This is a genomic window from Flavobacterium resistens (genome assembly GCF_900182645.1).
Taxonomy (GTDB): Bacteria; Bacteroidota; Bacteroidia; order Flavobacteriales; family Flavobacteriaceae; genus Flavobacterium; species Flavobacterium resistens.
Window position 1 is genome coordinate 88,702 of record NZ_FXTA01000003.1, and the last position, 24,245, is coordinate 112,946.

The window sequence follows — 24,245 nt, forward strand, 5'->3', positions numbered from 1 at the left end:
TTACGACACATTATTTTACTGGACAAATGTCTCTAAAAATCTTTTTCTGATTCGGCTTAAATGTCTTGGAGTAATTCCTAAATAAGAAGCTAAATATTGCAATGGAATTAGCTGCAAATATTTTTGATGATTCTGATATAGTTCTTCATAACGCTGTGCTCCAGATAATTTTTGAAAAGAGACCATTCTTTTATGAAGATTGACAAATTCAATTTCGGTTAACTTTCTTCCCGTTTCCTGCCAGTTAAAACCTGATATATACAGTTTTTCTAAAGCTTTCCTATCTAAAATCTGTAATTCGGTTTCGGCAAGAGCCTGAATGTTTTCTTCGGCTTTTTCTTCTGTGATGAAACTGGCAAAAGAAGCCATAAATTCATTTTCAAAAGCAAAACAATTTGTGATTTCGTCACCTTTATGATTTACAAAAAAAGATCTCAGAATGCCTTTTTTGATAAAAACAATCTCATTGCAAACCTGATTTTCAGTCAGCAAAAGTTCACCTTTCTTCAAAGTACGAAAAGTAATTAAATCATCTAGAAGATTTAATTCTTCCGGAGAAAAGTTTTGAATGGACTGAAAAACGGATTTCATGGATTAATCGTTAGAATCAAAAACTCTTTCGATTCTTTTGTCCGGAATAAGCCATGACATAGCTACTATAAAGTAAGCAGCGCCAGAAATCCATACGTTGTAAAACGAAGAAATAATTCCGATGATATATAAAACTGCTGAAACTTTCCCTTTTAAATCTTTACCAAGTGCTTTTCGCAAAGGAGAATCTTCGCCTTCATTACACATAATTACATATTGCAAAATGACATAAGCAATTGCACATAGCAATAAAATAATACCGTACAAAGCCATTGACGCTTTTGCAAAATTATGCTCACCCATCCAGCCCGTTGAAACCGGAATCAATGAAAGCCAAAACAATAAATGCAGATTACTCCAAAGTACTTTTCCATTTACTTTAGATAAGCCATGAAGCAAATAATGATGATTGTTCCAATAAATTCCAACATAAATAAAACTCAAAACATAGCTTAAAAACTTAGGAATAAGCGGTTTTAAATCAGCAAATTCATGCCCCGCAGGAACTTTTATTTCTAAAATCATAATAGTTATGATAATAGCTAAAACGCCGTCACTAAAGGCTTCAAGTCTGGTTTTGTTCATTTATTGAAAATATAAAATTAAATTTTTCCGTAATACATTGCTTTTACGATACCATCAGAAAGTCCAATTTTTGGAACATAAATCTGACGTGCTCCGCTCCATTTCATTGCGTTCAAATAAATACGCGTTGCATGTATGATAACGTCGGCACGGTCGGAATTCAAACCTAATTCAGCAATTCTTTGTTCATAAGTTAATGAATTCAAGAAAGCATATTGCGAATTAATATAAATGTATGAAAGCGGTTTTTCCTGCTGTTTTCCAGACATTTTAAACAATTTATTGATGTTTCCTCCAGATCCGATTAGAGTAACTTCTTCATAATCGGCAGTATTGGTTCTAATCCATTTTTCAATTTCATCCCAAACTACATCGCAAACCATATTATTTAATAAACGTACTGTTCCGGCTTTAAATGATCTTGAATTGATCATTTTTCCGTCAGAAAATAATGTAAATTCCGTACTTCCACCACCAACATCTACAAATAAATAGGTTTCATCTGTTTTTAATAAATGATGTAAATCTGTTGAAGCAATTATGGCCGCTTCTTTTTTACCGTCAATAATTTCTATTTTAATATCGGCTTTCTTTTTAATCAAGGCCACAACTTCTTTGGCATTGTAGGCTTCACGCATTGCCGAAGTAGCAAACGCCATATAGCGCTCTACTTTATGAACTTTCATCAAAAGATTGAATGCTTTCATGGCATCCACCATTCGATCTGTATTTTCTTGTGATATTTCTCCAACAGTAAAGGCATCTTGTCCCAAACGAATTGGCACACGAACAAGCGAACTTTTATTAAATTGTGGTTCTTTGCCTTCTTGTTCTACAACATTCGATATCAGAAGCCTCATGGCATTTGAACCGATATCTATTGCTGCAAATTTTCTAATATTAATCATGCTCACTTATGATTTGAAAAATTGGTTTTAATTAATCTATTTTTTGAGGAATTGCTTCAGCTATCTCAATTTTGTTTTGGTAATATTTATAGGTTTCAAATTGCGCTCTAAATGGGGCATGATGATTTCGAGGCTTGTATTTGTTATCTAATTTATAAGAATGATATCTCACTTTAACATTTCCTTTCCAAGCAATATTAAAATTATCAATCAATTCTTTTTTAATTTCAAGATCATAAATTGGACAGGTCACTTCTACTCTTCCATCAAGATTTCTAGTCATAAAATCGGCAGATGAAATATAAACTTCGGTTAAACCTGCATTTCCAAAAATATAAACTCGTGAATGTTCCAAATAATTATCTACGATACTTATGGCTTCTATATTTTCGCTCATTCCTGGAATTCCCGGAATAAGAGAACAAATTCCTCTTACCTGAAGCTGAATTTTTACGCCGGCATTACTTGCTTCGTAAAGTTTGTCAATCATTTTAAAATCAGACAAACTGTTCATTTTTAATTTTATATGTGTTTTTCTACCGGCAAGAGCGTGCAAAATTTCACGATCGATTAATTTAATGAACTTACTTCTTGTATAATGAGGTGATACAATTAAATGTTTGTATCTGTGTACTCTATAATTGATATCGAAGAATTCAAATATTTTTGATGTGTCTTTTAAAATTCCCTGATGACAGGTAAAAAGCGTAACATCAGTATAAATTTTTGCTGTCGATTCATTAAAGTTTCCAGTTGAAATAAATCCGTAACGACGTGTTTTTCCTTCTTCAAGTCTTTCAATTACACATATTTTACTGTGTACTTTTAATCCTTTGATTCCAAAAATAAGATCAATTCCTTCCGTTTGCATTTGCTCTGCGTACGAAATATTACTTGCTTCGTCAAAACGAGCCTGAAGCTCAATTTGTACCGTTACTTTTTTACCATTTTTCGCTGCATTAATTAAAGAACTGATGATTTGCGAATTCTTTGCTAAACGATATAACGTAATTTTAATACTTGCAACCTTTGGATCTAAAGCTGCTTCACGTAAAAATTTAGTCAAATATGAAAAAGACTGATAAGGAGCATGTACCAAATAATCTTTTTTGGTGATTTTTTCCAGAATACTTCCATCGAGACTTAAACCTGGAACCGGCAAAGGTTCATTTGGTTTATACAACAAATCGTAACGTCCTAGATTTGGAAATCCCATATAATCACGACGGTTATGATATCTTCCACCGGGAATTATACTATCTGTTTCTACAATTTTCATTTTTTCTAAAAAGAACTGAAGCGTATCTTCTTCAATTAAATTATCATAAATAAAACGAACAGGCTCACCAATTCGGCGGTCTTTTACAGAAGTTGATATTTTTTCCAACATACTTTTACTTAAGTCGCTGTCTATATCTAACTGTGCATCGCGCGTAATTTTGATCATATGTGCCGAAACACTTTTATAATCAAAAATATTGAAGATGCTTTTCAGTTTATAACGAATTACATCATCAATTAAAATTACATATTGTTTATCGTCTTCTGAAGGAAGTACAACGAATCGGTTTATGTTTTTTGGAATTTCAATTAGAGCGTATCGAACTTCATCATTTGCCAATTCTAATCGAACTGCCAAGTATCCCAAAGTATCTTTTAAAACTGGAAAAACTGCCAGATCATTCAAAATAATAGTTACCAACTCCGGACTTAATTTTTGTGTAAAAAAGTCTTTTAAGAAACATTCCTGTTTTTGGGTAATCTGAGTTTCGTTGATAATAAAGATATTTTCTGCTTCCAGCTCTGCTTCAATATTTCCAAGAATACGCAAACTTTCAGACTGTTGCTGAATTACGATTTCGGTAATATCCTTAATTAATTGATGGGCAGAAATTCCGCCTAAATATTTTTCGCCAGAAATACCTGAAAGGCTCAATCTCCGAATTGCAGCATATCGAACTCTGAAAAATTCATCTAAATTGTTTGAAAAAATTCCAACAAAACGCAGTCTGTCTAAAAGTGGAACTGTATTATCTGCAGCTTCCTGAAGCACTCTTGCATTAAACGCTAACCAACTTTTTTCTCGATCGATATATTTCTGTTCGTACACTTTATTTATTTTAAATCTTTGGGGAAAATTGTTTTATGTGTCTTGCCTTTATTGAGAGCATCCCAGCTATCAGAATCGAATTGCAGGGATACAAAACCTGAAGTCGGAACGTTTTCTATAAAAACATCCCCAAATTTATTAACAAAATTTGTAATAGCCTCGTTATGTCCAAAAAGAATAACGCTTTCTAAACTATTATCACATGATTTGATAACTTTTTCGAGCTGCTTATCATCAAAAGTATAAAGATCGTCTTTAAAAACAATACTTTCTATAGGGTAAGAAATATTTTGAGCAAAAATAAGAGCTGTTTCTGAAGCACGTGCAGCCGTACTACTCCATATTATATAAGTTTTCGGGAGATATTTTGAAATATTTGAAGATACTTCGTGAGCATCTAAAATCCCTCTTTTCATTAAAGGTCTGTCAAAATCTTTTAAGGGTGCTTCCCAACTTGATTTTGCATGTCGTATTAAAATTAAGTTTTTCATAAAAAGAGTATTTAATAATAAATGCATTAATTCAGAAAACTACTTTCTAAGTTCTAATTTACAAAAGAATTTTTAATCCTCCTCTATTTTTTATTTCTGTTAACATTCTAAGAAAATTTTAACAAGAATGCGAAATCTTCAAAACTTTAACAATCCAAAAAACCGATGGATCTGTTTTAACAAAAAAGTGTACTTCATCTATTAAAACAATCACTTCATCGATATTTTGCAAATTTGTAAAATTTTAACTAAATAATTGATTATTAAGTATTTACAAAGATTTAAAAGTTGCTTTTTTGATCAAAAAAGGAAGAAAAACGGAAATTCAAATTTGTTAAAATCGGTCAAAAAATGATTTTTTTTGATCGATTTTTAGTTAAAAAAAGGTAGTTAAACGAGTTTTTAGGTTAGTTACAGAGAAAAAAATTTAAATACAAAAACTCTAATATAATTTTGATTCTGTTAAAATTTCATAAATACCACAAAACTAAATCTTAAGTTATGAAAAGTAAATCTACTCTTGAAAAAGCAGTGAAATTTGTAGCAAATTGTAAGTCTATTTTTTCGTTCAGAAAAAACATCTTCGATAAAAGTATTTTTTCATTACTGCTTTGTTTGATTACAACCGTTTCATTTGCGCAATCTGGTTCGTGTAGAGCAACTCTGGGAGTTGAAAAAGACAGAATCTACAGCAATGCAGGCAAGGACGGTGCTTATTTTACACTGGTTTTATCCAATACAGGAAATTCAGATGATGTTTATAACTTAAGCGTTTTAAACATAAACTCCAGCTGCTCGAACAATGATGGTAGTAGTTCGTCTCAAAACGTGAATTTAACCGGCAGTTTTTTGGATAATAGCAATGTTCCAATCACTTCTATCTCGCTTTCGGCCAATCAAACAGCTACTTTTTCAGTTCATTTAACAGTACCGCAGGGTACGGCCTACAACAAATGGAACTGCATGCAAATTAATGCTACATCAACAAACTGCGCTAATTACACAGTGAACACTGTTGTACATACGATCGTAAATAATCCTTCTGAAAATTAAATATTCACAGCAAAATATTTAGTTGTTTTTCAATTTAAATTCCTATAAAATGAAAAAAACATTACACTTTATCCATTTAATATTAAGAGCTGGCATAACGTTTTGTATGTTGCTTTTCTTATTTTCATCAACCAAAGGTTTTGCCCAAACAATAACACCAACGAAAACTGTTACTGTTGCGCCTGGGGTTTGTGGAGCGCTGGATGTAGAATTAAAAATTCAGGGTTCTAATCCGGTCGCAAGACCTTTAGAAGTTGTATTAGTTATTGACGTATCAGGAAGTATGGGTGATGGAAACAATCCTAAACCGTTATCCCGTGCACAAGATGCTGCTACAGATTTTATCAATAAAATGTTTCTTCCTGCTAATAATCCAACAGGAAAAAACAAAGTGGCAATTGTGACCTATAGTACAACTGCAACAATTAGAAGAAATCTAACTGATAGCACTGGCCAGTCCGATTTAATATCGGTCATAAATGGACTTACTGCAAATGGAAATACTAATATTCAGGACGGACTTGTAAAAGCAAATACGGTTTTAAATAGTGCAACCTACGACTGCGCAACAGCTAGAAGTATTGTATTATTAACAGATGGTGTTGCGAATGTAACTGGAACAAACGGCGACAGCTGTTCATCAGGACAACAAGGTTCTTGTATACAAAGTGCCATCACTGCAGCCAATAATGCAAAAAGTAGAACTGTATCGGGTACTGTTTACAACAATCAGATTTTTTCCGTTGGATTATTTGGCGCCATTTCAGGCGGAACTCAAACAGATGCTGAATATACTTTAAATCAAATTCAGTCTGGAGGTTCATTTTTCACAGAAACTGCTGCAGACTTAACAGGTATCTACAACCAAATTTTCACTCAATTATCATGGGTTGCCAAACAGATTACAGGGACGCCTTTTGAAAAAGAAACTGTAGGTGCTAATTTTACAATTGGGTCAGTTACGGTAACTAAAGGAACTACCACAATTACCGGACAAGAAATTGCCTGGAATATTGATTTCTTAAATGTTGAGACAATAACTTTAAAATATCGATTGACTCCAAAACCAAATACATGTGGAAGTCAACAAGTGAGTTCATCGAAACTTTTCTTTCAAAACGCCCTTTGTACTAATGCAACGCAAGACATAGTTTCACCTATGACGAATGTTCCGTGTCCAATTATAACAATTGCTTCACAAACAAATGTAACATGTTATGGAGGAAACAATGGAGCTATCACTCTTAATACTCCAACAGGAGGACAAGGTCCATACACTTACAAATGGACAAAAAACGATGTTGATTTTGCTACAACAAAAGATATTTCTGGTTTAAGTGCTGGAATATACAAAGTTAGTGCAACAGATAGTAATAATTGTGCAACAGGTATTTTAACTATTGAAATAACGCAACCTGCTGGAGCTTTAGCAATTGCCGCATCGTCTAAAACAGATGTTCTTTGTTATGGAGCAAGTACAGGAAGCGTTACAGCTGGAACTGTAACAAACTCCGTGGGAACTGTTACTTATTCTTGGAAAAATGCCTCTAACAATGTAGTTGGAACAACTCCATCAGTATCTAATTTACCAGCCGGAACTTATACCGTGACTGTAACAGATTCCTGTTCGAGCAAAACTGATACTGTAACAATTGGACAGCCAAACGCTGCTTTAGTTGCTGCTGTAAATACCAAAGTAGATGTAAAATGTAAAGGAGATTCTACCGGTTCGGCTACTGCATCTGCAACCGGAGGAACAGGAACTTATTCCTATTCTTGGAATACTGTCCCTGTTCAAACTGGAGCAACTGCAAGCGGACTTAAAGCTGGAACATACATTGTAACAGTAACAGACCAAAATGGATGTACCGATACTGAAACAGTTACAATCGGCGAGCCATCAAATACTTTGGTTGCCGCAATAAATTCTAAAACAGATGTAAGCTGCAAAGGTGATTCTACTGGTTCTGCAACCGCTTCTGCTACTGGTGGAACAGCGGGGTATTCTTATTCTTGGAATACGGTTCCTGTGCAAACTGGAGCTACTGCAAACGGACTTAAAGTTGGAACATACATTGTAACAGTAACAGACCAAAATGGATGTACCGATACCGAAACAGTTACAATCGGCGAGCCATCAAATACTTTGGTTGCCGCAATAGACTCTAAAACAGATGTAAACTGTAAAGGTGACTCTACTGGTTCTGCAACCGCTTCGGCTACAGGTGGAACAGCAAGCTACTCTTACTCTTGGAATACCGTTCCTGTGCAAACTGGAGCTACTGCAACAAATCTTGCTGCAGGAACTTATATCGTGACAGTGACCGATTCAAAAGGATGTACCGATACTGAAACAGTGACAATCAGCGAACCTTCTAATGCTTTACTTGCCGCAATAGATTCTAAAACTAATGTAAACTGCAAAGGCGATGCTACTGGTTCTGCAACAGCTTCCGCTACTGGAGGAACAGCGGGCTACTCTTACTCTTGGAATACGGTTCCTGTACAGACTGGAGCAACTGCAACAAATCTTGTTGCCGGAACTTATATCGTGACTGTGACTGATTCTAAAGGATGTACCGATACTGAAACAGTGACAATCGGAGAACCTTCTGATGCTTTGACTGCTGCAATAGATTCTAAAACTGATGTAAACTGCAAAGGCGATGCTACTGGTTCTGCAACAGCTTCAGCTACTGGAGGAACAGCGGGCTACTCTTACTCTTGGAATACGGTTCCTGTACAGACTGGAGCAACTGCAACAAATCTTGTTGCCGGAACTTATATCTTGACTGTGACTGATTCTAAAGGTTGCACCGATACTGAGACAGTGACAATCGGAGAGCCTTCAAATGCTTTGGTTGCCGCAATAGACTCTAAAACAGATGTGAACTGTAAAGGAGATGCGACTGGTTCTGCAATGGCTTCAGCTACTGGCGGAACAGCGGGCTACTCCTATTCTTGGAATACCGTTCCTGTTCAGACTGGAGCTACTGCATCAAATCTTGTTGCAGGAACTTATATCGTGACTGTGACCGATTCTAAAGGATGTACTGATACTGAGACAGTGACAATCGGAGAACCTTCTAATGCTTTGATTGCTGCAATAGATACTAAAACTGATGTAAGCTGTAAAGGTGATGCTACTGGTTCTGCAACAGCTTCGGCTACTGGCGGAACAGCAGGCTACTCTTACTCTTGGAATACTGTTCCAGTTCAGACTGGAGCTACTGCATCAAATCTTGTTGCAGGAACTTATATCGTTACAGTGACTGATTCTAAAGGATGTACCGATACTGAAACAGTGACAATCGGAGAGCCTTCAAATGCTTTACTTGCCGCAATAGATTCTAAAACTGATGTAAGCTGTAAAGGCGACGCAACTGGTTCTGCAACAGCTTCGGCTACTGGAGGAACAGCGGGCTACTCATATTCTTGGAATACTGTTCCGGTTCAGACTGGAGCTACTGCATCAAATCTTGTTGCCGGAACTTACATCGTGACAGTGACCGACTCTAAAGGATGTACCGATACTGAGACAGTGACAATCGGAGAGCCTTCTAACACTTTAGTTGCTACAATCGACTCTAAAACTGATGTAAGCTGTAAAGGCGACGCGACTGGTTCTGCAACAGCTTCGGCTACTGGAGGAACAGCAGGCTACTCCTATTCTTGGAATACTGTTCCTGTTCAGACTGGAGCTACTGCATCAAATCTTGTTGCTGGAACTTATATTGTGACAGTGACCGATTCAAAAGGATGTACCGATACTGAAACAGTGACAATCGGAGAGCCTACAAATGCTTTACTTGCCGCAATAGATTCTAAAACTGATGTAAGCTGTAAAGGCGACGCAACTGGTTCTGCAACAGCTTCGGCTACTGGCGGAACAGCAGGATACTCTTATTCTTGGAATACTGTTCCTGTTCAAACTGGAGCTACTGCATCAAATCTTGTTGCAGGAACTTACATCGTGACAGTGACAGACTCTAAAGGATGTACCGATACTGAAACAGTGACAATCGGAGAGCCAACAAATGCTTTACTTGCTGCAATAGATTCTAAAACTGATGTAAGCTGCAAAGGCGATGCAACTGGTTCTGCAACAGCTTCGGCTACTGGCGGAACAGCGGGCTACTCTTATTCTTGGAATACTGTTCCGGTACAGACTGGAGCTACTGTAACAAATCTTGTTGCTGGAACTTATATCGTGACAGTGACTGATTCTAAAGGATGTACCGATACCGAGACAGTGACAATCGGAGAGCCAAGTGCAGTTTTAAGCTGCTCAATTGTACAAAACAAAGCTGTTAGTTCTAACGGATTAAGTGACGGAGAGGCAACAGTTACTCCGCTTGGAGGAAACGGAGGCTACACTTACTTGTGGGACAACAACGAAACTACTCAAAAAGCACTTGCACTTAGTGCAGGTCTTCATTCAGTAACCGTAACGGATTCTAAAGGTTGCAAAACAACTTGTACTGTGACCATCACTGAACCAAATGTTCTTTCTTGCAGCATTACTCAGGACGATCCTGCCAAATGCTACGGAGACAACAACGGTAAAGCGACTGTAGTGGCAATAGGTGGAAATGGCGAGTACACTTATTTATGGGACAACGGCGAAACAACTGCTCAGGCTATCGGATTGACAGCCGGCACTCACGAAGTAACCGTTACTGACAAATTAGGCTACAAAACAAAATGTTCAGTTGTAATCAGCCAACCACAAGCACCTTTAGCCGCTGCAATAGATTCTAAAACTGATGTAAACTGCAAAGGTGATGCTACTGGTTCTGCAACAGCTTCTGCTACAGGAGGAAACGGAACTTACTCTTATACTTGGAACACTGTTCCAGTCCAAAATACAGCTACTGCAACAAATCTTGTTGCAGGAACTTATATCGTGACAGTGACTGATTCAAAAGGATGTATCGATACTGAAACAGTGACAATCGGTGAGCCTTCTAACACTTTAGTTGCTGCAATCGACTCTAAAACTGATGTAAGCTGTAAAGGCGACGCAACTGGTTCTGCAACAGCTTCGGCTACTGGCGGAACAGCAGGATACTCTTATTCTTGGAATACCGTTCCTGTACAGACTGGAGCAACTGCAACAAATCTTGTTGCCGGAACTTATATTGTGACAGTGACCGATTCAAAAGGATGTACTGATACTGAAACAGTGACAATCGGAGAGCCTACAAATGCTTTACTTGCTGCAATAGATTCTAAAACTGATGTAAGCTGCAAAGGCGATGCAACTGGTTCTGCAACAGCTTCGGCTACTGGCGGAACAGCAGGATACTCTTATTCTTGGAATACTGTTCCGGTTCAGACTGGAGCTACTGCATCAAATCTTGTTGCGGGAACTTATATCGTGACTGTGACTGATTCAAAAGGATGTACCGATACTGAAACAGTGACAATCGGAGAGCCAAGTGCAGTTTTAAGCTGCTCAGTTGTACAAAACAAAGCTGTTAGTTCTAACGGATTAAGTGACGGAGAAGCGACTGTTACTCCACTTGGAGGAAACGGAGGCTACACTTACTTGTGGGACAACAACGAAACTACTCAAAAAGCAATTGCACTTAGTGCAGGTCTTCATTCAGTAACCGTAACGGATTCTAAAGGTTGCAAAACAACTTGTACTGTAACCATCACTGAACCAAATGTTCTTTCTTGCAGCATTACTCAGGACGATCCTGCCAAATGCTACGGAGACAACAACGGTAAAGCGACTGTAGTGGCAATAGGTGGAAATGGCGAGTACACTTACTTATGGGACAACGGCGAAACAACAGCTCAGGCAACTGGCTTAACGGCAGGTTTACATAACGTAACAGTTACTGATAAATTAGGTTATACTACTACTTGTACTGTGACTATCGGCCAGCCACAATCGGCTTTGACAGCTTCAATCACTTCTAAAACTGATGTGAACTGTAAAGGAGATGCAACTGGTTCTGCAACAGCTTCTGCAACTGGTGGAAATGGAACTTACTCTTATTCCTGGAATACTGTTCCAGTACAAAATACTGCAACAGCAACTGGCCTTATCGCAGGAACTTACATAGTAACGGTGACAGATGCAAAAGGATGTACGGATACCGAACAAGTAATCATATCTGAACCAGCCAATCCATTGACTGCTTCTATCTCTTCTAAAACTGATGTAAACTGTAAAGGAGACGCAACTGGGTCTGCAACAGCTTCTGCAACTGGTGGAACTGGAACTTACTCTTATTCTTGGAATACTGTTCCGGTACAGACTTCAGCTACAGCAACTGGTCTTATTGCAGGAACTTACATTGTGACTGTAACAGATGAAAAAGGTTGTACAGATACTGAACAAGTAATCATTTCTGAACCAGCCAATCCATTGACTGCTTCAATCACTTCTAAAACTGATGTGAACTGTAAAGGAGATGCAACTGGTTCTGCAACAGCTTCTGCAACTGGCGGAACTGGAACTTACTCTTATTCTTGGAATACTGTTCCAGTACAGACTTCAGCTACAGCAACTGGTCTTATTGCAGGAACTTACATTGTGACTGTAACAGACGAAAAAGGTTGTACAGATACCGAACAGGTAATTATATCTGAGCCTCAAGCGCCATTGACAGCGACTAAATCACAAATAAATCCTGGTTGTGGCGGTGCTGCTACTGGATCTGCTACTGTTGTTGCTTCTGGCGGAACTGCTCCATATATTTACTCTTGGAATACAAATCCTGTACAGACTACAGCTACAGCAAGTAATCTTGCTTCAGGAAGTTATACAGTAATAATCACTGATGCTAAAGGATGTACACATAGCGAATCATTCGAAATTATCGACGGAGATTCTATCTTGCCAGTAATTGATCCGCTTCCAGCAACTTCAACAATTAACTGTCCGGCAGAACCTGTATTTGCTCAGGCAACTGCAACAGATTTAAATGGTACAATTTCTTCTTTAACTTATGAAGATACTGTTACTCCAGGCGATTGCGCTGGATCATACACTAAAACAAGAACTTGGACAGCTAAAGATGCTTGTGGAAATGTTTCACTTCCGGTTAGTCAGACAATAATTGTTCAGGATATTACAGCTCCAACTTGGAAAACTGAAATTGCTTCTTTAAACAGAACTGTGGAATGCAGTGATCAGCAAGCTTTGGCATCGGCGCAAGCCTTATTCCCAACAGCAACTGATGCATGCGATACTGATGTTTCAAATATTGTAAAAGTAAGCGGTCAGTTTATGGCTTCTGAAGGATGCTCAAATGCTGGGACTTACACTAATACCTGGACTGTAAAAGATGCTTGCGGAAACACTTCTGAAACATTCACTCAAGTAATTACAATTCAAGATACTACAGCACCAACTTGGACAACACAAACTGCTTCTTTAAACAAAACTATCGAATGCAGTAATCAGGAAGCTTTGGCATCGGCGCAAGCTTTATTCCCAACAGCAACTGATACATGTGATACTGATGTTTCTAACGTTGTAAAAGTAAGTGGCCAATTTATAGCTTCTGAAGGATGTGCTAATTCTGGAACTTATACTAATACTTGGACTGTGAAAGACGATTGTGGAAATACATCAGCTACTTTCACTCAAGTAATTACAATTCAAGATACTACAGCACCAACTTGGACAACACAAACTGCTTCTTTAAACAAAACTATCGAATGCAGTGATCAGGAAGCTTTGGCATCGGCGCAAGCCTTATTCCCAACAGCAACTGACGCATGTGATACTGACGTATCTAACGTTGTAAAAGTAAGTGGCCAATTTGTAGCTTCTGAAGGATGTTCAAATGCTGGAACTTATACCAATACTTGGACTGTAAAAGATGATTGTGGAAATACTTCTGGAACTTTCACTCAAATAATTACCATCCAAGACACTACAAATCCAGTCTTTAATGGTGAACTTCCAACTGATATTACAGTTTCATGTGATGCAGTTCCGGAACCAGCTAATGTTCAGGCTTCTGATAATTGCGGTGGTGATTTACCAATTGTATTGTCTGAGACTAAAAGCGATATTAAAAATGAATGTGGAACAGAATATACGCTGACACGCAAATGGACAACAAGTGATTGTTCTGGAAACACAGCTTCATTTACTCAAATCATAACAGTTAGAGACACAACACCTCCAACAGGAACTGCTCCAGCAAATGTTGCGGGCTTACAAAGCACAGCTGAAATTCCAACTGGTAGCCCAGATGATATTACAGATGAAGCTGATAATTGTGGAGGAAAAGTAACCGTTACTGTAAGCGATTCTAACAATGGAGCTAATGGTTGCGATGGAAATGCTTATGTACTGACTAGAACTTATACTTTAACAGATTGTGCAGGAAACAAAACAGAATTAGTTCAGACATTTACTGTTGACAATAAAGTATCAGTTTCTGGAGTTCCAACAAATGTTAGCTGTCTTGACGGAACTGATGGTTCTATCGCTGTAACCAGCAGCCCTGGTGCAACGGTTGTAATTACAAATGCAAATAACGAAGTGGTTGGTAATACTAACTTGCCTGCTGGAACTTATACACTTACTGCAACTGCACCTGTTAATGGTGAAGGCCAAGTTTGTACCGCAACAGCAACTGTTACCATTACCCAACCAAATTATAAAGTGAAAGTATCTGGACAGGTAATTAATGTTGACACTAACACTCCTATTGCGAATGTGCCTGTAACATTGATCCCTCAAGGTACTACACCTGGTCCGATTTTAATTCGCATTACTAATGCCAATGGAGAATATTCATTCTCTGGCATGGTTGCAGGAAGTTATTTAGTTCAGGTTCAAGATGCTAATTTGAATAGTGCTTATCAATTATATCCTGTAAATTCAAGCTTGTTCTTTACAACTCTTGAAGAATGTAAATTCCAAGTACATGACTTCTTATATGGAAAATCAAAACTTCCAGTTTTAGGAGATTATGTTTGGTACGACACCAACAGCAACGGAATTCAGGATGAATGGTATGATGCCAACAATGATGGCGTGGTAACTAAAAATATTCCAGATGCCGATGGTGCTATTGACTATAGCCTTTGGGAATGGCTTGACTTGAATGGAGACGGAAGCTATACTGGCCCACAGAATGCTGGTGAGTTAAATGCCGGTGGATTCGGAAACGCTAAGAGTGCTAATGTTATTGTCGATGGTCCAAACGGATATCATGATGAGGTAATTGTCGGAATTCAAGGTTTCTGGAGAAACAGACCAGAAGGTGAAAATCCTTATGGAGAATACAAAGTTAAACTTGTAAGAGATGCCAACTTAGATGCTGTTGCAGCTGCTTTAGGAGCAACTGGATTAGTAAAAGTATTGCCATCAACAAATACAGATAAAAAAGCTGTCGCCAAAACTGGCAAAACTCAAATGCACACCGTTTGTACAACAACCAGTGCTGATGGCTACGTTGTAAATGTAACTCCGGAAGATTTAGTTCATTTAGATATTGACTTTGGAGTTAACTGTAAAGAGTACCAAGATATTGTTGCAAATGACGACAATGGCGGACCTTTCCCAGGAGTTAATCATACAACACCAAATGTGTTGAATGTACTAACAAATGATACACTTGAAGGTCAACCGATAACTGCTTCAGATGTGATTATCACAACGGTAACTCCAAACGAATTTTTACAATTGAATCCTGATGGTTCTGTAGATATTCTGCCAAATGCGCCAGTTGGAACATTAACAATGGTATATCAAATTTGTGAAGCAGACCAAACTTCAAATTGTGATACAGCAACTGTAACCATTACAATTGAAGCTCCGGTTATGACAGTTACTGCGACATCTATTTGTGTAAACGATGTTCCGTATCTTGACTATTCAGCAACGCCAGTAAACTTTACACCTGTAAACGGCGTAACTATTACATGGGCTGACAGTAATAATAATGTAGTCACTACGATGACCAACTTACCGCTTAGCGGAAGAGTATTATGGCCAGGTGCCGTAGTAGATCAGAATGGTAATGGTATTGACTGGCCAGGATGGGTATTCCAGGATAATAAATGGATTCAGGCTCCAGACGGATTTGAAAATCTTCGTCCAACAGCTACAGTTACTATCTCAGTTAACCCGAGTGAAACGATCGTTGTAAATTATCCGCCAGCTGATCCTTACTGTATCGCAAGACCAACATTTGCAATTGTTGCCAATGATGATACTGCAGGACCAATAAACGGAACAACAGGAGGAACAAATGTAATCAACGTTTATACAAATGATACATTAAATGGTTCACCAGTAAATCCAAGTGATGTTACTTTGACAACAGTAACGCCAGACCCTAAAGGAGTACTGACATTAAATCCTGACGGATCAATTACTGTAGCGCCAAACACGCCTGCGGGAACATACACTCTGACTTATCAGATTTGTGAAAATGCTGATTTTGGAAACTGCGATACCGCAATTGTAACCGTGACAGTTTCTTCTTCTCCAATAGTTGCTAATGATGATAGTTATACTAATATTGGCTGTAACCGATTTGGAGTAGTTGGAAATTTACTAAGTAATGATTTACTAAATGGTCTTCCGGTGACCTTGCAATTGGTAAACTTCAGTTTAGTACCACAGAACACAGATGTAAAATCTGATCCAAATATAACTGTAGATACTGCAGGTAATTTGACTGTAGGAAGTGCAACAGCTTCTGGTACTTACACTTATACTTATCAGATTTGTGAAAAACTAAACCCAAATAATTGTGATACTGGTACCATTACTATAACAGTTATTCCAAATGGTGTAACAACGGTAAGCAGTTCAGCTTGTAATGATGACTCAACTTTAATCGACTTGCTTGCTCTTCTTCCGGCAGACACCCCTAGAAATGGAACTTGGGTTGACACAAATAACACTAATGCATTGAGAGATGGTATCTTAAATGCACTTGGATTAGCAATTGGCAACTACGCATTTGAGTACAAAATTGCTGATCAAAACTGCCCTCGAAGCATTGTACTTAATATGGAAATCAATGATGACTGTAAAGTATTACCATGTGAAAACATAGTTGTACACAATGCTTTCTCTCCAAATGGAGATGGTATAAATGATGTATTTGTAATTGATGGAATTGGCGACTTAACCTGCTACCCAGGAAATACAGTCGAGATCTATAATCGTTGGGGAATATTAGTCTTTGAAACAACTGACTATAATAATACAACGAATGCGTTTGATGGAACATCACGAGGAAGAACAACTGTTAAACAATCCGAAGGATTGCCAACAGGAACTTACTTCTACATTGTGACTTACAAATCTTTAGACGGTAATAATGTAATTCAGTATAACAAAAAAGACGGATACCTCTATCTTTCAAAATAAACCCAGGCTGCAAAGGCTGATATAAATAACTATATCAGCCTGATACAGCAGAGAACAAAAAATCCGGGAATTGAAAGTATAATATCGTGGATTTTTTAGAGGATTTCATTAATAATTCAATAGTAAAATTGAAATAATAAATATCTACTATGAGAACAAAATTATTTTACTTCGTCATTCTGTTTGTAACTATTGCAGGTCACGCGCAGCAAGATGCTCAATATACGCAATACATGTACAACACAATAAACATAAATCCTGCCTATGCAGGTTCTCGTGGAGCCTTAAGCATTTTCGGTTTGTACCGTACACAATGGGTTGGTTTGGATGGTGCTCCTGAAACAAGCAGTTTCTCCGTAAATACTCCTATAAATAATAGTAATCTGGGAATTGGAGGTTCGCTCGTTAACGATAAAATTGGTCCAACAAATGAAAACAATATTTCTGTTGACGTTTCATATACAATACAAACCTCAGCAAATTTCAAACTTTCATTTGGTATCAAAGGAACTGCCAATATATTCAATTTGGATGTAAGCAAACTGAATCCTGATATTTCAGGAGATCCACAGTTTCAGGATTTGGATAATAAATTTACGCCTAACGTAGGAGCCGGAGTTTACTGGCATTCAGATAAAGCTTATGTTGGTTTTTCTATCCCAAATTTCATCGAAACAAATCGCTACGATGATAATGATATTGCCATTTTCAAAGACAAAATCAATTATTATTTAATGGCAGGTTATGTATTTGATCTTGATAAATATCAGTATATCAGATTCAAACCAGCTGTACTTACTAAAATGGTTGAAGGTGCGCCACTTCAAGTAGATCTTTCAGCGAACTTTATGTTCTTTGACAAGTTTGTTGCCGGTGTCGCTTATAGATGGAGTGCTTCATTAAGTGCTATGGTTGGGTTCCAAATCACTGACGGTCTTTATTTAGGTTACGGTTACGACCATGAAACCACAAACCTGAATAATTATAATTCAGGATCACACGAGATATTCCTGCGTTATGAATTCTTTACTAAAAATGGTAAAATAACAACTCCTCGTTTCTTCTAAAAATAAGTACTATGAAAAATTATATTTTCCTTTGCCTAACATTTGTAAGCGTTTTTTCATTGGACAGTTATTCACAGCAGTCAAAAGTAAATTCTGGCGATAAAAAATACAATAATTACGCTTACGTTGATGCAATAAAGACGTATGAAAAAGTAGCAAATAAAGGATATAAATCTGAAGAAATGTTCAAGAAACTTGGAAATTCTTATTACTTCAATTCAGATTTTGAAGGTGCCGCTAAATGGTATAGTGAGTTGTTTGCAATGAGTTCGAACATAGAACCTGAATATTATTACAGATATGCTCAGTCGTTAAAATCAATAGGAGATACAGCAAAAGCAAATAAAATTTTGGATGAATTTGATACCAAAAACTCAAACGACAACAGAGCAAAATTGTATAAAGAAGATGTAAATTATCTAGAACAGATTAAAGCAAATTCGGGACGATATAATATTGAAAACGCCGGAATAAATAGCAAATATTCAGATTATGGTTCCTTTGTTTACAACAACAAATTATACTTTGCTTCTGCTAGAGATACAGGAAATTTTTCACAACGAAAACACAAATGGACCGGCGAATATTTCACCAATATTTATGATGCTGATGTTGATCCAGCTACTTATACTGCAAGTAAAGTAAACAAATTCAAAAATGCTTTAAATAGTAAATTCAACGAAGCGACTCCAGTATTTTCAAAAGATGGAAAAACAGCATACTTCACAAGAAACAATTTTGTTGACGGAAAAAAAGGTAAAGATGCTAATAAAATTACTTTAGTAAAATTATACAAAGCCACACTTGACAGCAAAGGACAATGGACCAATATAGCGCCACTTTCTTTTACAAGTGACAATTACAGCACCGCGCATCCGGCACTTAGTCCGGACGGAAAAACACTTTATTTTGCTTCTGATATGCCAGGCACTGTCGGACAATCGGATATATATAAAGTGAGTATCAACGCAGATGGAAGTTATGGAACTCCGGAAAATCTGGGAAAAACTATAAATACAGAAGGAAAAGAAACATTTCCGTATGTAACAGATGACAACGAAATTTACTTTGCTTCAGATGGCCATCCCGGACTGGGCGGATTAGATGTTTTTGTGGGCGATATTGACAGCGATGGAACAATCAGCAATATTCAGAATTTAGGTGCCGATATCAATTCTCCAAAAGATGATTTTGCCTATTTTATTGATCCTGTTAGCAGATTGGGTTATTTCAGTTCTAATAAAGACGGCGGATTAGGTTCTGATGATATTTACAAATTTTTGGAAACCCGAAGGCTGAAATGTATTCAGGAATTGAGCGGTATTATAACTGATATTGCCACAAATGAAATTTTGCCAGGCGCAAAAGTTACTTTATATGAAAATCAAGTAATCAAAGCTACTACAACTGCAGACGATACAGGATTGTATAAACTTCCAGTCGATTGTAAAAAAACATACAATGTACGTGCTGAAAAACAAGATTATGAAACTAAAGAAGTTAGTGTAACAATTGATAAAGTAAGTGGAAAAACCGATTTGCCAATTGCTTTAACCAAACGCATGTGCCGTGTAACTGTTGGTGACGATTTAGGAAAATGTTTTGGTATCAAAATGATTTATTTCGATTTGGACAAATCAAACATTCGACCTGAAGCTGCATTGGATTTAGAAAAAATTCTGGCCGTGTTAAACGACTATCCTGCAATGAAATTGGATATTCGTTCACATACCGATAGTCGTGCATCACATCAATACAATGAAGGTTTATCTGACCGAAGAGCAAAATCCACTATTCAATGGTTGATCAAAAACGGCATAAAAGCCGATCGTTTAACCGGAAAAGGATATGGTGAAACTCAGCTTGTAAACAAATGCTCTGATGGCGTTCCTTGTACAGAAGAAGAACATCAAATGAACAGACGAAGCGAATTTATAATTACAGCACTTTAGTTATTAGATTATCATACTTGGAAAGAAAAAAGCTGCCGAAAATGGGCAGCTTTTTTTCAAAAAAAAAAAAAAAAAAAAAAATTAAAACTTAAAAAAAAAAAAAAAAAAAATTTTTTTAAAAAAAAAAAAAAAAAAAAAAATCGTTACAGCTTAAAAAAAACCTGCAACGATCACTAAAAACCAACCAGTTTTCAATCAAGCTTATAATCTAACAAAAATGTTAGTATAATATTTTTTACCAGTTTTAGCATCGACAGTTATTGCTATACCAAAATGAGTAAAATTACCTTCAATATTTTCCTTATGTCCTGGACTTTCTAACCAAGCTTTTACAACAGCTTCAGAAGTCTTGTAATTGTAAGCTACATTCTCACCCACTTTTTTTGCACCAAGAACTTTTTCAAGATTTTCAGAACGAGCCACAAAATCATTATGATCAACAACATTTTTTTCGATCATATATTTATTGTGTTCTTCGCATTTAGCAGAAATATGATTGATTGGTTCTAAAGCATTTAGACCAATACTCACACGGTAATCGTTAATCAATTTCAAGGTTTCTAATTCTGAATCATTATACGTGTAGTTCGTAATCAGAATTTCAGTTGAAGTACTGTTTTCGGTTCCCTCGGCAGTGTCGGCAGAACATGCGTTCATTGCAAAAAGTATTGCAATGAACGTCATGATGCGCATTATCTTCTTCATAATCATACAGTAGTTTAATGCTTAAAGTAAATGTTGGGGCAAATCCTTTAAATTTTTATATTTGAATAAATTGTTTCACTTTTCTTACGTCAAACGTATTCAAATTGTCGGTAAACTACAAAAATAATCGATGAAATACATTAAAATTTTAATTTAACATATAATTTTCTTACAATTAAGACGATAATCGCTCAATCTTCCATGAAAAATCAGATTGGCTTGTATAACGAATTCTGTCGTGAAGTCTATTAGGTCTTCCTTGCCAAAATTCTACTTGTAAGGGAGTTACTAAATAACCACCCCAATTTTCAGGTCTCGGAATTTCTTTTCCTTCAAATTCTGCTTCCAGTTTTTTCAGATTTTCTTCCAAAAAAGTTCTCGACGGAATAACTTCACTTTGATTTGAAACAATAGCACCAAGTTTGCTTCCATTCGGACGCGAATCAAAATAACCATCTGAAATATTTTCAGAAGTCTTTTGGGCAATTCCTTTAATAATAACCTGGCGCTCCATTTCCTGCCAAAAGAAAGACAGGCAAACATTTGGATTATTGGCAATCGCTTTTCCTTTTTCCGAATTATAATTGGTATAAAATATAAATCCTTCTTCAGAAAATTTCTTCAATAAAACAACACGCGATTTCGGGAAACCATCCAGTCCAATTGTCGAAACCGTCATCGCATTCACTTCTCCACTTCCACCAAAATCTTCCACTTCATAAAACCAGCGATTAAAAAGATTAATTGGATCTTCCGGAATATTGGTTTCCAATAATTCGCTCTTTTCGTATGATCTTCTATAGTTGCTTAAATCATTCATATTTTTCTTTGTTAAAAGTTAACTGTAAAACGTAAAATGACTAGATTTCACATTTTACATTTCACATTTTACATTTTACATCACTAAAATTCAAAACTCAGGCCGTCATCTGCCAAAAGCACATTTGGGAAAACTTCCTCCGCTTCTACTTTAAAACGTTCCAAACCATCATATCTAGTCGAATAATGACCTAAAACCAATTGCTTTACATTTGCTTTTAAAGCAATTCTTGCTGCCTCTTTTGCAGTTGAATGCAATGTTTTTTGTGCCAAAGCCGCTTCTGATTCCAAAAAGGTAGATTCATGATACAAAACATCTACATTTTCAATAATCGGGATGATGGCTTCGTGATAAACAGTATCCGAACAAAAAGCATAACTTTTCGGTGGTGCTGGGTCAAAAGTCAGTTTTTCATTTTCAATTACAGTTCCGTTATCCAATGTAATATCTCCTCCGTTTTTTATCTTCTGATAATAAGCAACGTGAATATCATAGTTCTGAACAGCTTCAACATTCAGTTTTCTTTCATCCGGTTTTTCCTGAAAAAGATAACCATTCGTATAAACACGATGTTTCAACGGAATTGTTTTTACTATAACTTTTTTATCTTCAAAAATAATTTCGCTTTCTTTCGATTCTAATTCGTGGAAAAACAAATTGTAAGTTGTCCAGGATTCCGTCAGTTTCAATTGAAGTAGAATAAGCTCTTTAATTCCTTTTGGTCCGTAAATATGTAAATCCGTTGTTCTTCCTAAAAGAGAAAAAGTCGAAATGGTTCCGATCAATCCAAATAAATGATCGCCATGAAGATGGGAAATAAAAATGTGATTAATTTTTGAGAATTTAATCTTGTTTTTCCTGAGTTGTACCTGAGTTCCTTCTCCACAGTCAATCAAAAACAAACGATTTTTTATTTCTAAAACCTGCGCAGTCGGGTTGGTTATTGTTCTCGGAGTAGCTGCATAACAGCCAAGTATCGTTAGTTTCAATTTGTTTATTTGTTTAATTGGTAAATCGTTTAATCGGCTAAAATCAAATCAAAACGATTAAACAGTTAAACGAATAAACAATTAAACCTTATTTTTAAAATCCCAAGTCTCTTTCGATTTCTTCCATTTCGATAATATCGTGTGCTTCCAAAAGTGACGGAACCACAAGCAGCTTATCTGAAATAGCGTTAAAATCAAGATCAGTAGCCACAATTACAAATGATTTTTTGGCTTTTTTCTGTTGTTTTGAAAGTGGTAAAAAAAGCTTTAAATCATTTTCAGTCAGAGCAGCATCAGATGATAGGTCGATTATAATATTATGTTTTTCAAAAGTCTTAATTTGTTGCGTTACTTTTTCCAAGAAAGAATTTACATCTCCTTGAGTATCTTTAATCGTAACGGTATGTCCTTTTTGATCTACTTTCATTTTATAATTAGTGGGGCTTATATAAAAATTGATTTTTCAGAGAGCTAAGATACGAAGTTTTTTTATTTTTTTGTTTCACGTTTCAGGTTTCAAGTTCCATATTTGTCAGGCTGAGCGATCCCGAGGCATCGGGAGAAGTCCACGTTTGTAAAACACGTTTTTACATAAAAAACACTTCGACTTCGCTCAGTGTGACAACCAAATATTAACGTTCCAAAACTTGAAACCTGAAACCCGAAACAAAATTAAAATTATTGCTGAATCTTAGAAGCTAATAAATAAATAACGGCCATTCTAATCGCAACACCATTCTCCACTTGATTCAAAATCACTGAATGATCCGAATCGGCAACTTCAGAAGTAATCTCTACTCCTCTGTTGATTGGTCCCGGGTGCATGATTACGATTTCTTTTCCAAGAGAATCCAAAAGCGGTTTATCGACTCCATATTGTTGCGCATACTCACGAGTTGATGGGAAGAAATTCACATCCATACGTTCGTTTTGTACACGAAGCATATTCGCAACGTCGCACCATTCTAATGCTTTTCTCAAATTTGGTTCAACCGTAACACCAAGCGATTCAATATATCTCGGAATCAATGTTTTTGGTCCGCAAACTTTAACTTCAGCGCCTTGCATTTTCAAAGCATATATATTTGATAAGGCAACTCTTGAATGCAGAATATCACCTACAATAACTACTTTTTTTCCGGCAACGCCTCCCAATTTTTCTCTGATGGAATAACTATCCAATAAAGCCTGAGTTGGATGTTCGTGTGCTCCGTCTCCGGCGTTTACGATACTGGCTTTGACATTTTTAGATAAAAAATAAGCCGCTCCGGGATTGGAGTGGCGCATTACAACCATATCTACTTTCATCGAAAGGATATTATTTACAGTATCAATCAAGGTTTCTCCTTTTTTAACCGACGACTGAGCTGCAGAAAAACTGATCACATCAGCAGATAAACGTTTCTGCGCTAATTCAAAAGAGAGTTTGGTTCTGGTACTGTTTTCGAAGAAAATATTGGCAATAGTAATATCTCGTAATGAAGGAACTTTTTTAATCGGTCGGTTAATGACTTCTTTAAAATGATCTGCCGTCTCAAAAATCAGGTTAATATCATTCTCGTTGATATATTTAATTCCTAATAAATGATTTACGCTTAATTCTTTCATT

14 protein-coding genes are annotated in these 24,245 nt (G+C 36.6%); 4 read left to right on the plus strand and 10 right to left on the minus strand.

All coding sequences use genetic code 11. The features are described from left to right. Nucleotides 1-15: 15 nt before the first annotated feature. Genes FN795_RS11840 through FN795_RS11860 form a run of 5 tightly spaced genes read right to left on the minus strand, consistent with a single transcriptional unit; the run spans nt 16 to nt 4,685 of the window. Nucleotides 16-591 carry a Crp/Fnr family transcriptional regulator gene (locus FN795_RS11840; protein WP_142450799.1) on the minus strand — a complete coding sequence of 192 codons (576 nt, stop codon included), beginning with the start codon at nt 589-591 and terminating at the stop codon, nt 16-18. Nucleotides 592-594: 3 nt separating this feature from the next. Beyond that, complete coding sequence (locus FN795_RS11845; RefSeq protein WP_142450800.1) at nt 595-1,176, minus strand: TMEM175 family protein; 582 nt, start codon at nt 1,174-1,176, stop codon at nt 595-597. 17 nt (nt 1,177-1,193) lie between these two features. Beyond that, nucleotides 1,194-2,084 (minus strand): Ppx/GppA phosphatase family protein, encoded by an 891-nt coding sequence (locus tag FN795_RS11850; protein ID WP_142450801.1) that lies wholly within the window; start codon nt 2,082-2,084, stop codon nt 1,194-1,196. A gap of 31 nt (nt 2,085-2,115) precedes the next feature. Beyond that, nucleotides 2,116-4,194 (minus strand): polyphosphate kinase 1, encoded by a 2,079-nt coding sequence (gene ppk1 / locus FN795_RS11855; protein ID WP_142450802.1) that lies wholly within the window; start codon nt 4,192-4,194, stop codon nt 2,116-2,118. A gap of 5 nt (nt 4,195-4,199) precedes the next feature. Next, nucleotides 4,200-4,685: a SixA phosphatase family protein gene (locus FN795_RS11860; RefSeq protein WP_142450803.1), complete on the minus strand. Its 486-nt coding sequence runs from the start codon at nt 4,683-4,685 to the stop codon at nt 4,200-4,202. Between the two features lie 501 nt (nt 4,686-5,186). On the opposite strand from FN795_RS11860, the gene FN795_RS11865 reads away from it, so the two are divergent. The 4 genes from FN795_RS11865 to FN795_RS11880 all read left to right on the plus strand — a co-directional run bounded on the left by FN795_RS11865 (nt 5,187) and on the right by FN795_RS11880 (nt 20,122). Continuing rightward, entirely contained in the window at nt 5,187-5,738 is a 552-nt protein-coding gene (locus tag FN795_RS11865) for an Fn3-like domain-containing protein (protein ID WP_142450804.1), read from the plus strand. Between the two features lie 49 nt (nt 5,739-5,787). Continuing rightward, complete coding sequence (locus FN795_RS11870; protein WP_142450805.1) at nt 5,788-17,103, plus strand: T9SS type B sorting domain-containing protein; 11,316 nt, start codon at nt 5,788-5,790, stop codon at nt 17,101-17,103. A 149-nt stretch (nt 17,104-17,252) separates the two neighbouring features. Next, on the plus strand, nt 17,253-18,170 hold the full coding sequence (locus tag FN795_RS11875; RefSeq protein ID WP_142450806.1) for a PorP/SprF family type IX secretion system membrane protein: 918 nt from the start codon (nt 17,253-17,255) through the stop codon (nt 18,168-18,170). Between the two features lie 11 nt (nt 18,171-18,181). Continuing rightward, nucleotides 18,182-20,122, plus strand: a complete 1,941-nt coding sequence (locus FN795_RS11880) for an OmpA family protein (protein ID WP_142450807.1) — start codon at nt 18,182-18,184, stop codon at nt 20,120-20,122. 201 nt (nt 20,123-20,323) lie between these two features. Here the strand turns inward: FN795_RS11880 and FN795_RS11885 are convergent, their stop codons facing one another. The 5 genes from FN795_RS11885 to FN795_RS11905 all read right to left on the minus strand — a co-directional run bounded on the left by FN795_RS11885 (nt 20,324) and on the right by FN795_RS11905 (nt 24,244). Next, the gene (locus FN795_RS11885; protein WP_167498075.1) at nt 20,324-20,827 is read right to left on the minus strand and encodes a CAP domain-containing protein; all 504 of its coding nucleotides are present in this window, start codon (nt 20,825-20,827) and stop codon (nt 20,324-20,326) included. A 175-nt stretch (nt 20,828-21,002) separates the two neighbouring features. Next, nucleotides 21,003-21,647, minus strand: a complete 645-nt coding sequence (gene pdxH, locus FN795_RS11890; RefSeq protein ID WP_142450808.1) for a pyridoxamine 5'-phosphate oxidase — start codon at nt 21,645-21,647, stop codon at nt 21,003-21,005. An 83-nt stretch (nt 21,648-21,730) separates the two neighbouring features. Next, a complete protein-coding gene (locus FN795_RS11895; RefSeq protein ID WP_142450809.1) occupies nt 21,731-22,636 on the minus strand; it encodes a ribonuclease Z in 906 nt (301 codons plus the stop codon). A 94-nt stretch (nt 22,637-22,730) separates the two neighbouring features. Further along, on the minus strand, nt 22,731-23,063 hold the full coding sequence (locus FN795_RS11900; protein WP_142450810.1) for a ribonuclease Z: 333 nt from the start codon (nt 23,061-23,063) through the stop codon (nt 22,731-22,733). 251 nt (nt 23,064-23,314) lie between these two features. Continuing rightward, the gene (locus FN795_RS11905; RefSeq protein ID WP_142450811.1) at nt 23,315-24,244 is read right to left on the minus strand and encodes an aspartate carbamoyltransferase catalytic subunit; all 930 of its coding nucleotides are present in this window, start codon (nt 24,242-24,244) and stop codon (nt 23,315-23,317) included. Nucleotide 24,245: the final 1 nt, after the last annotated feature.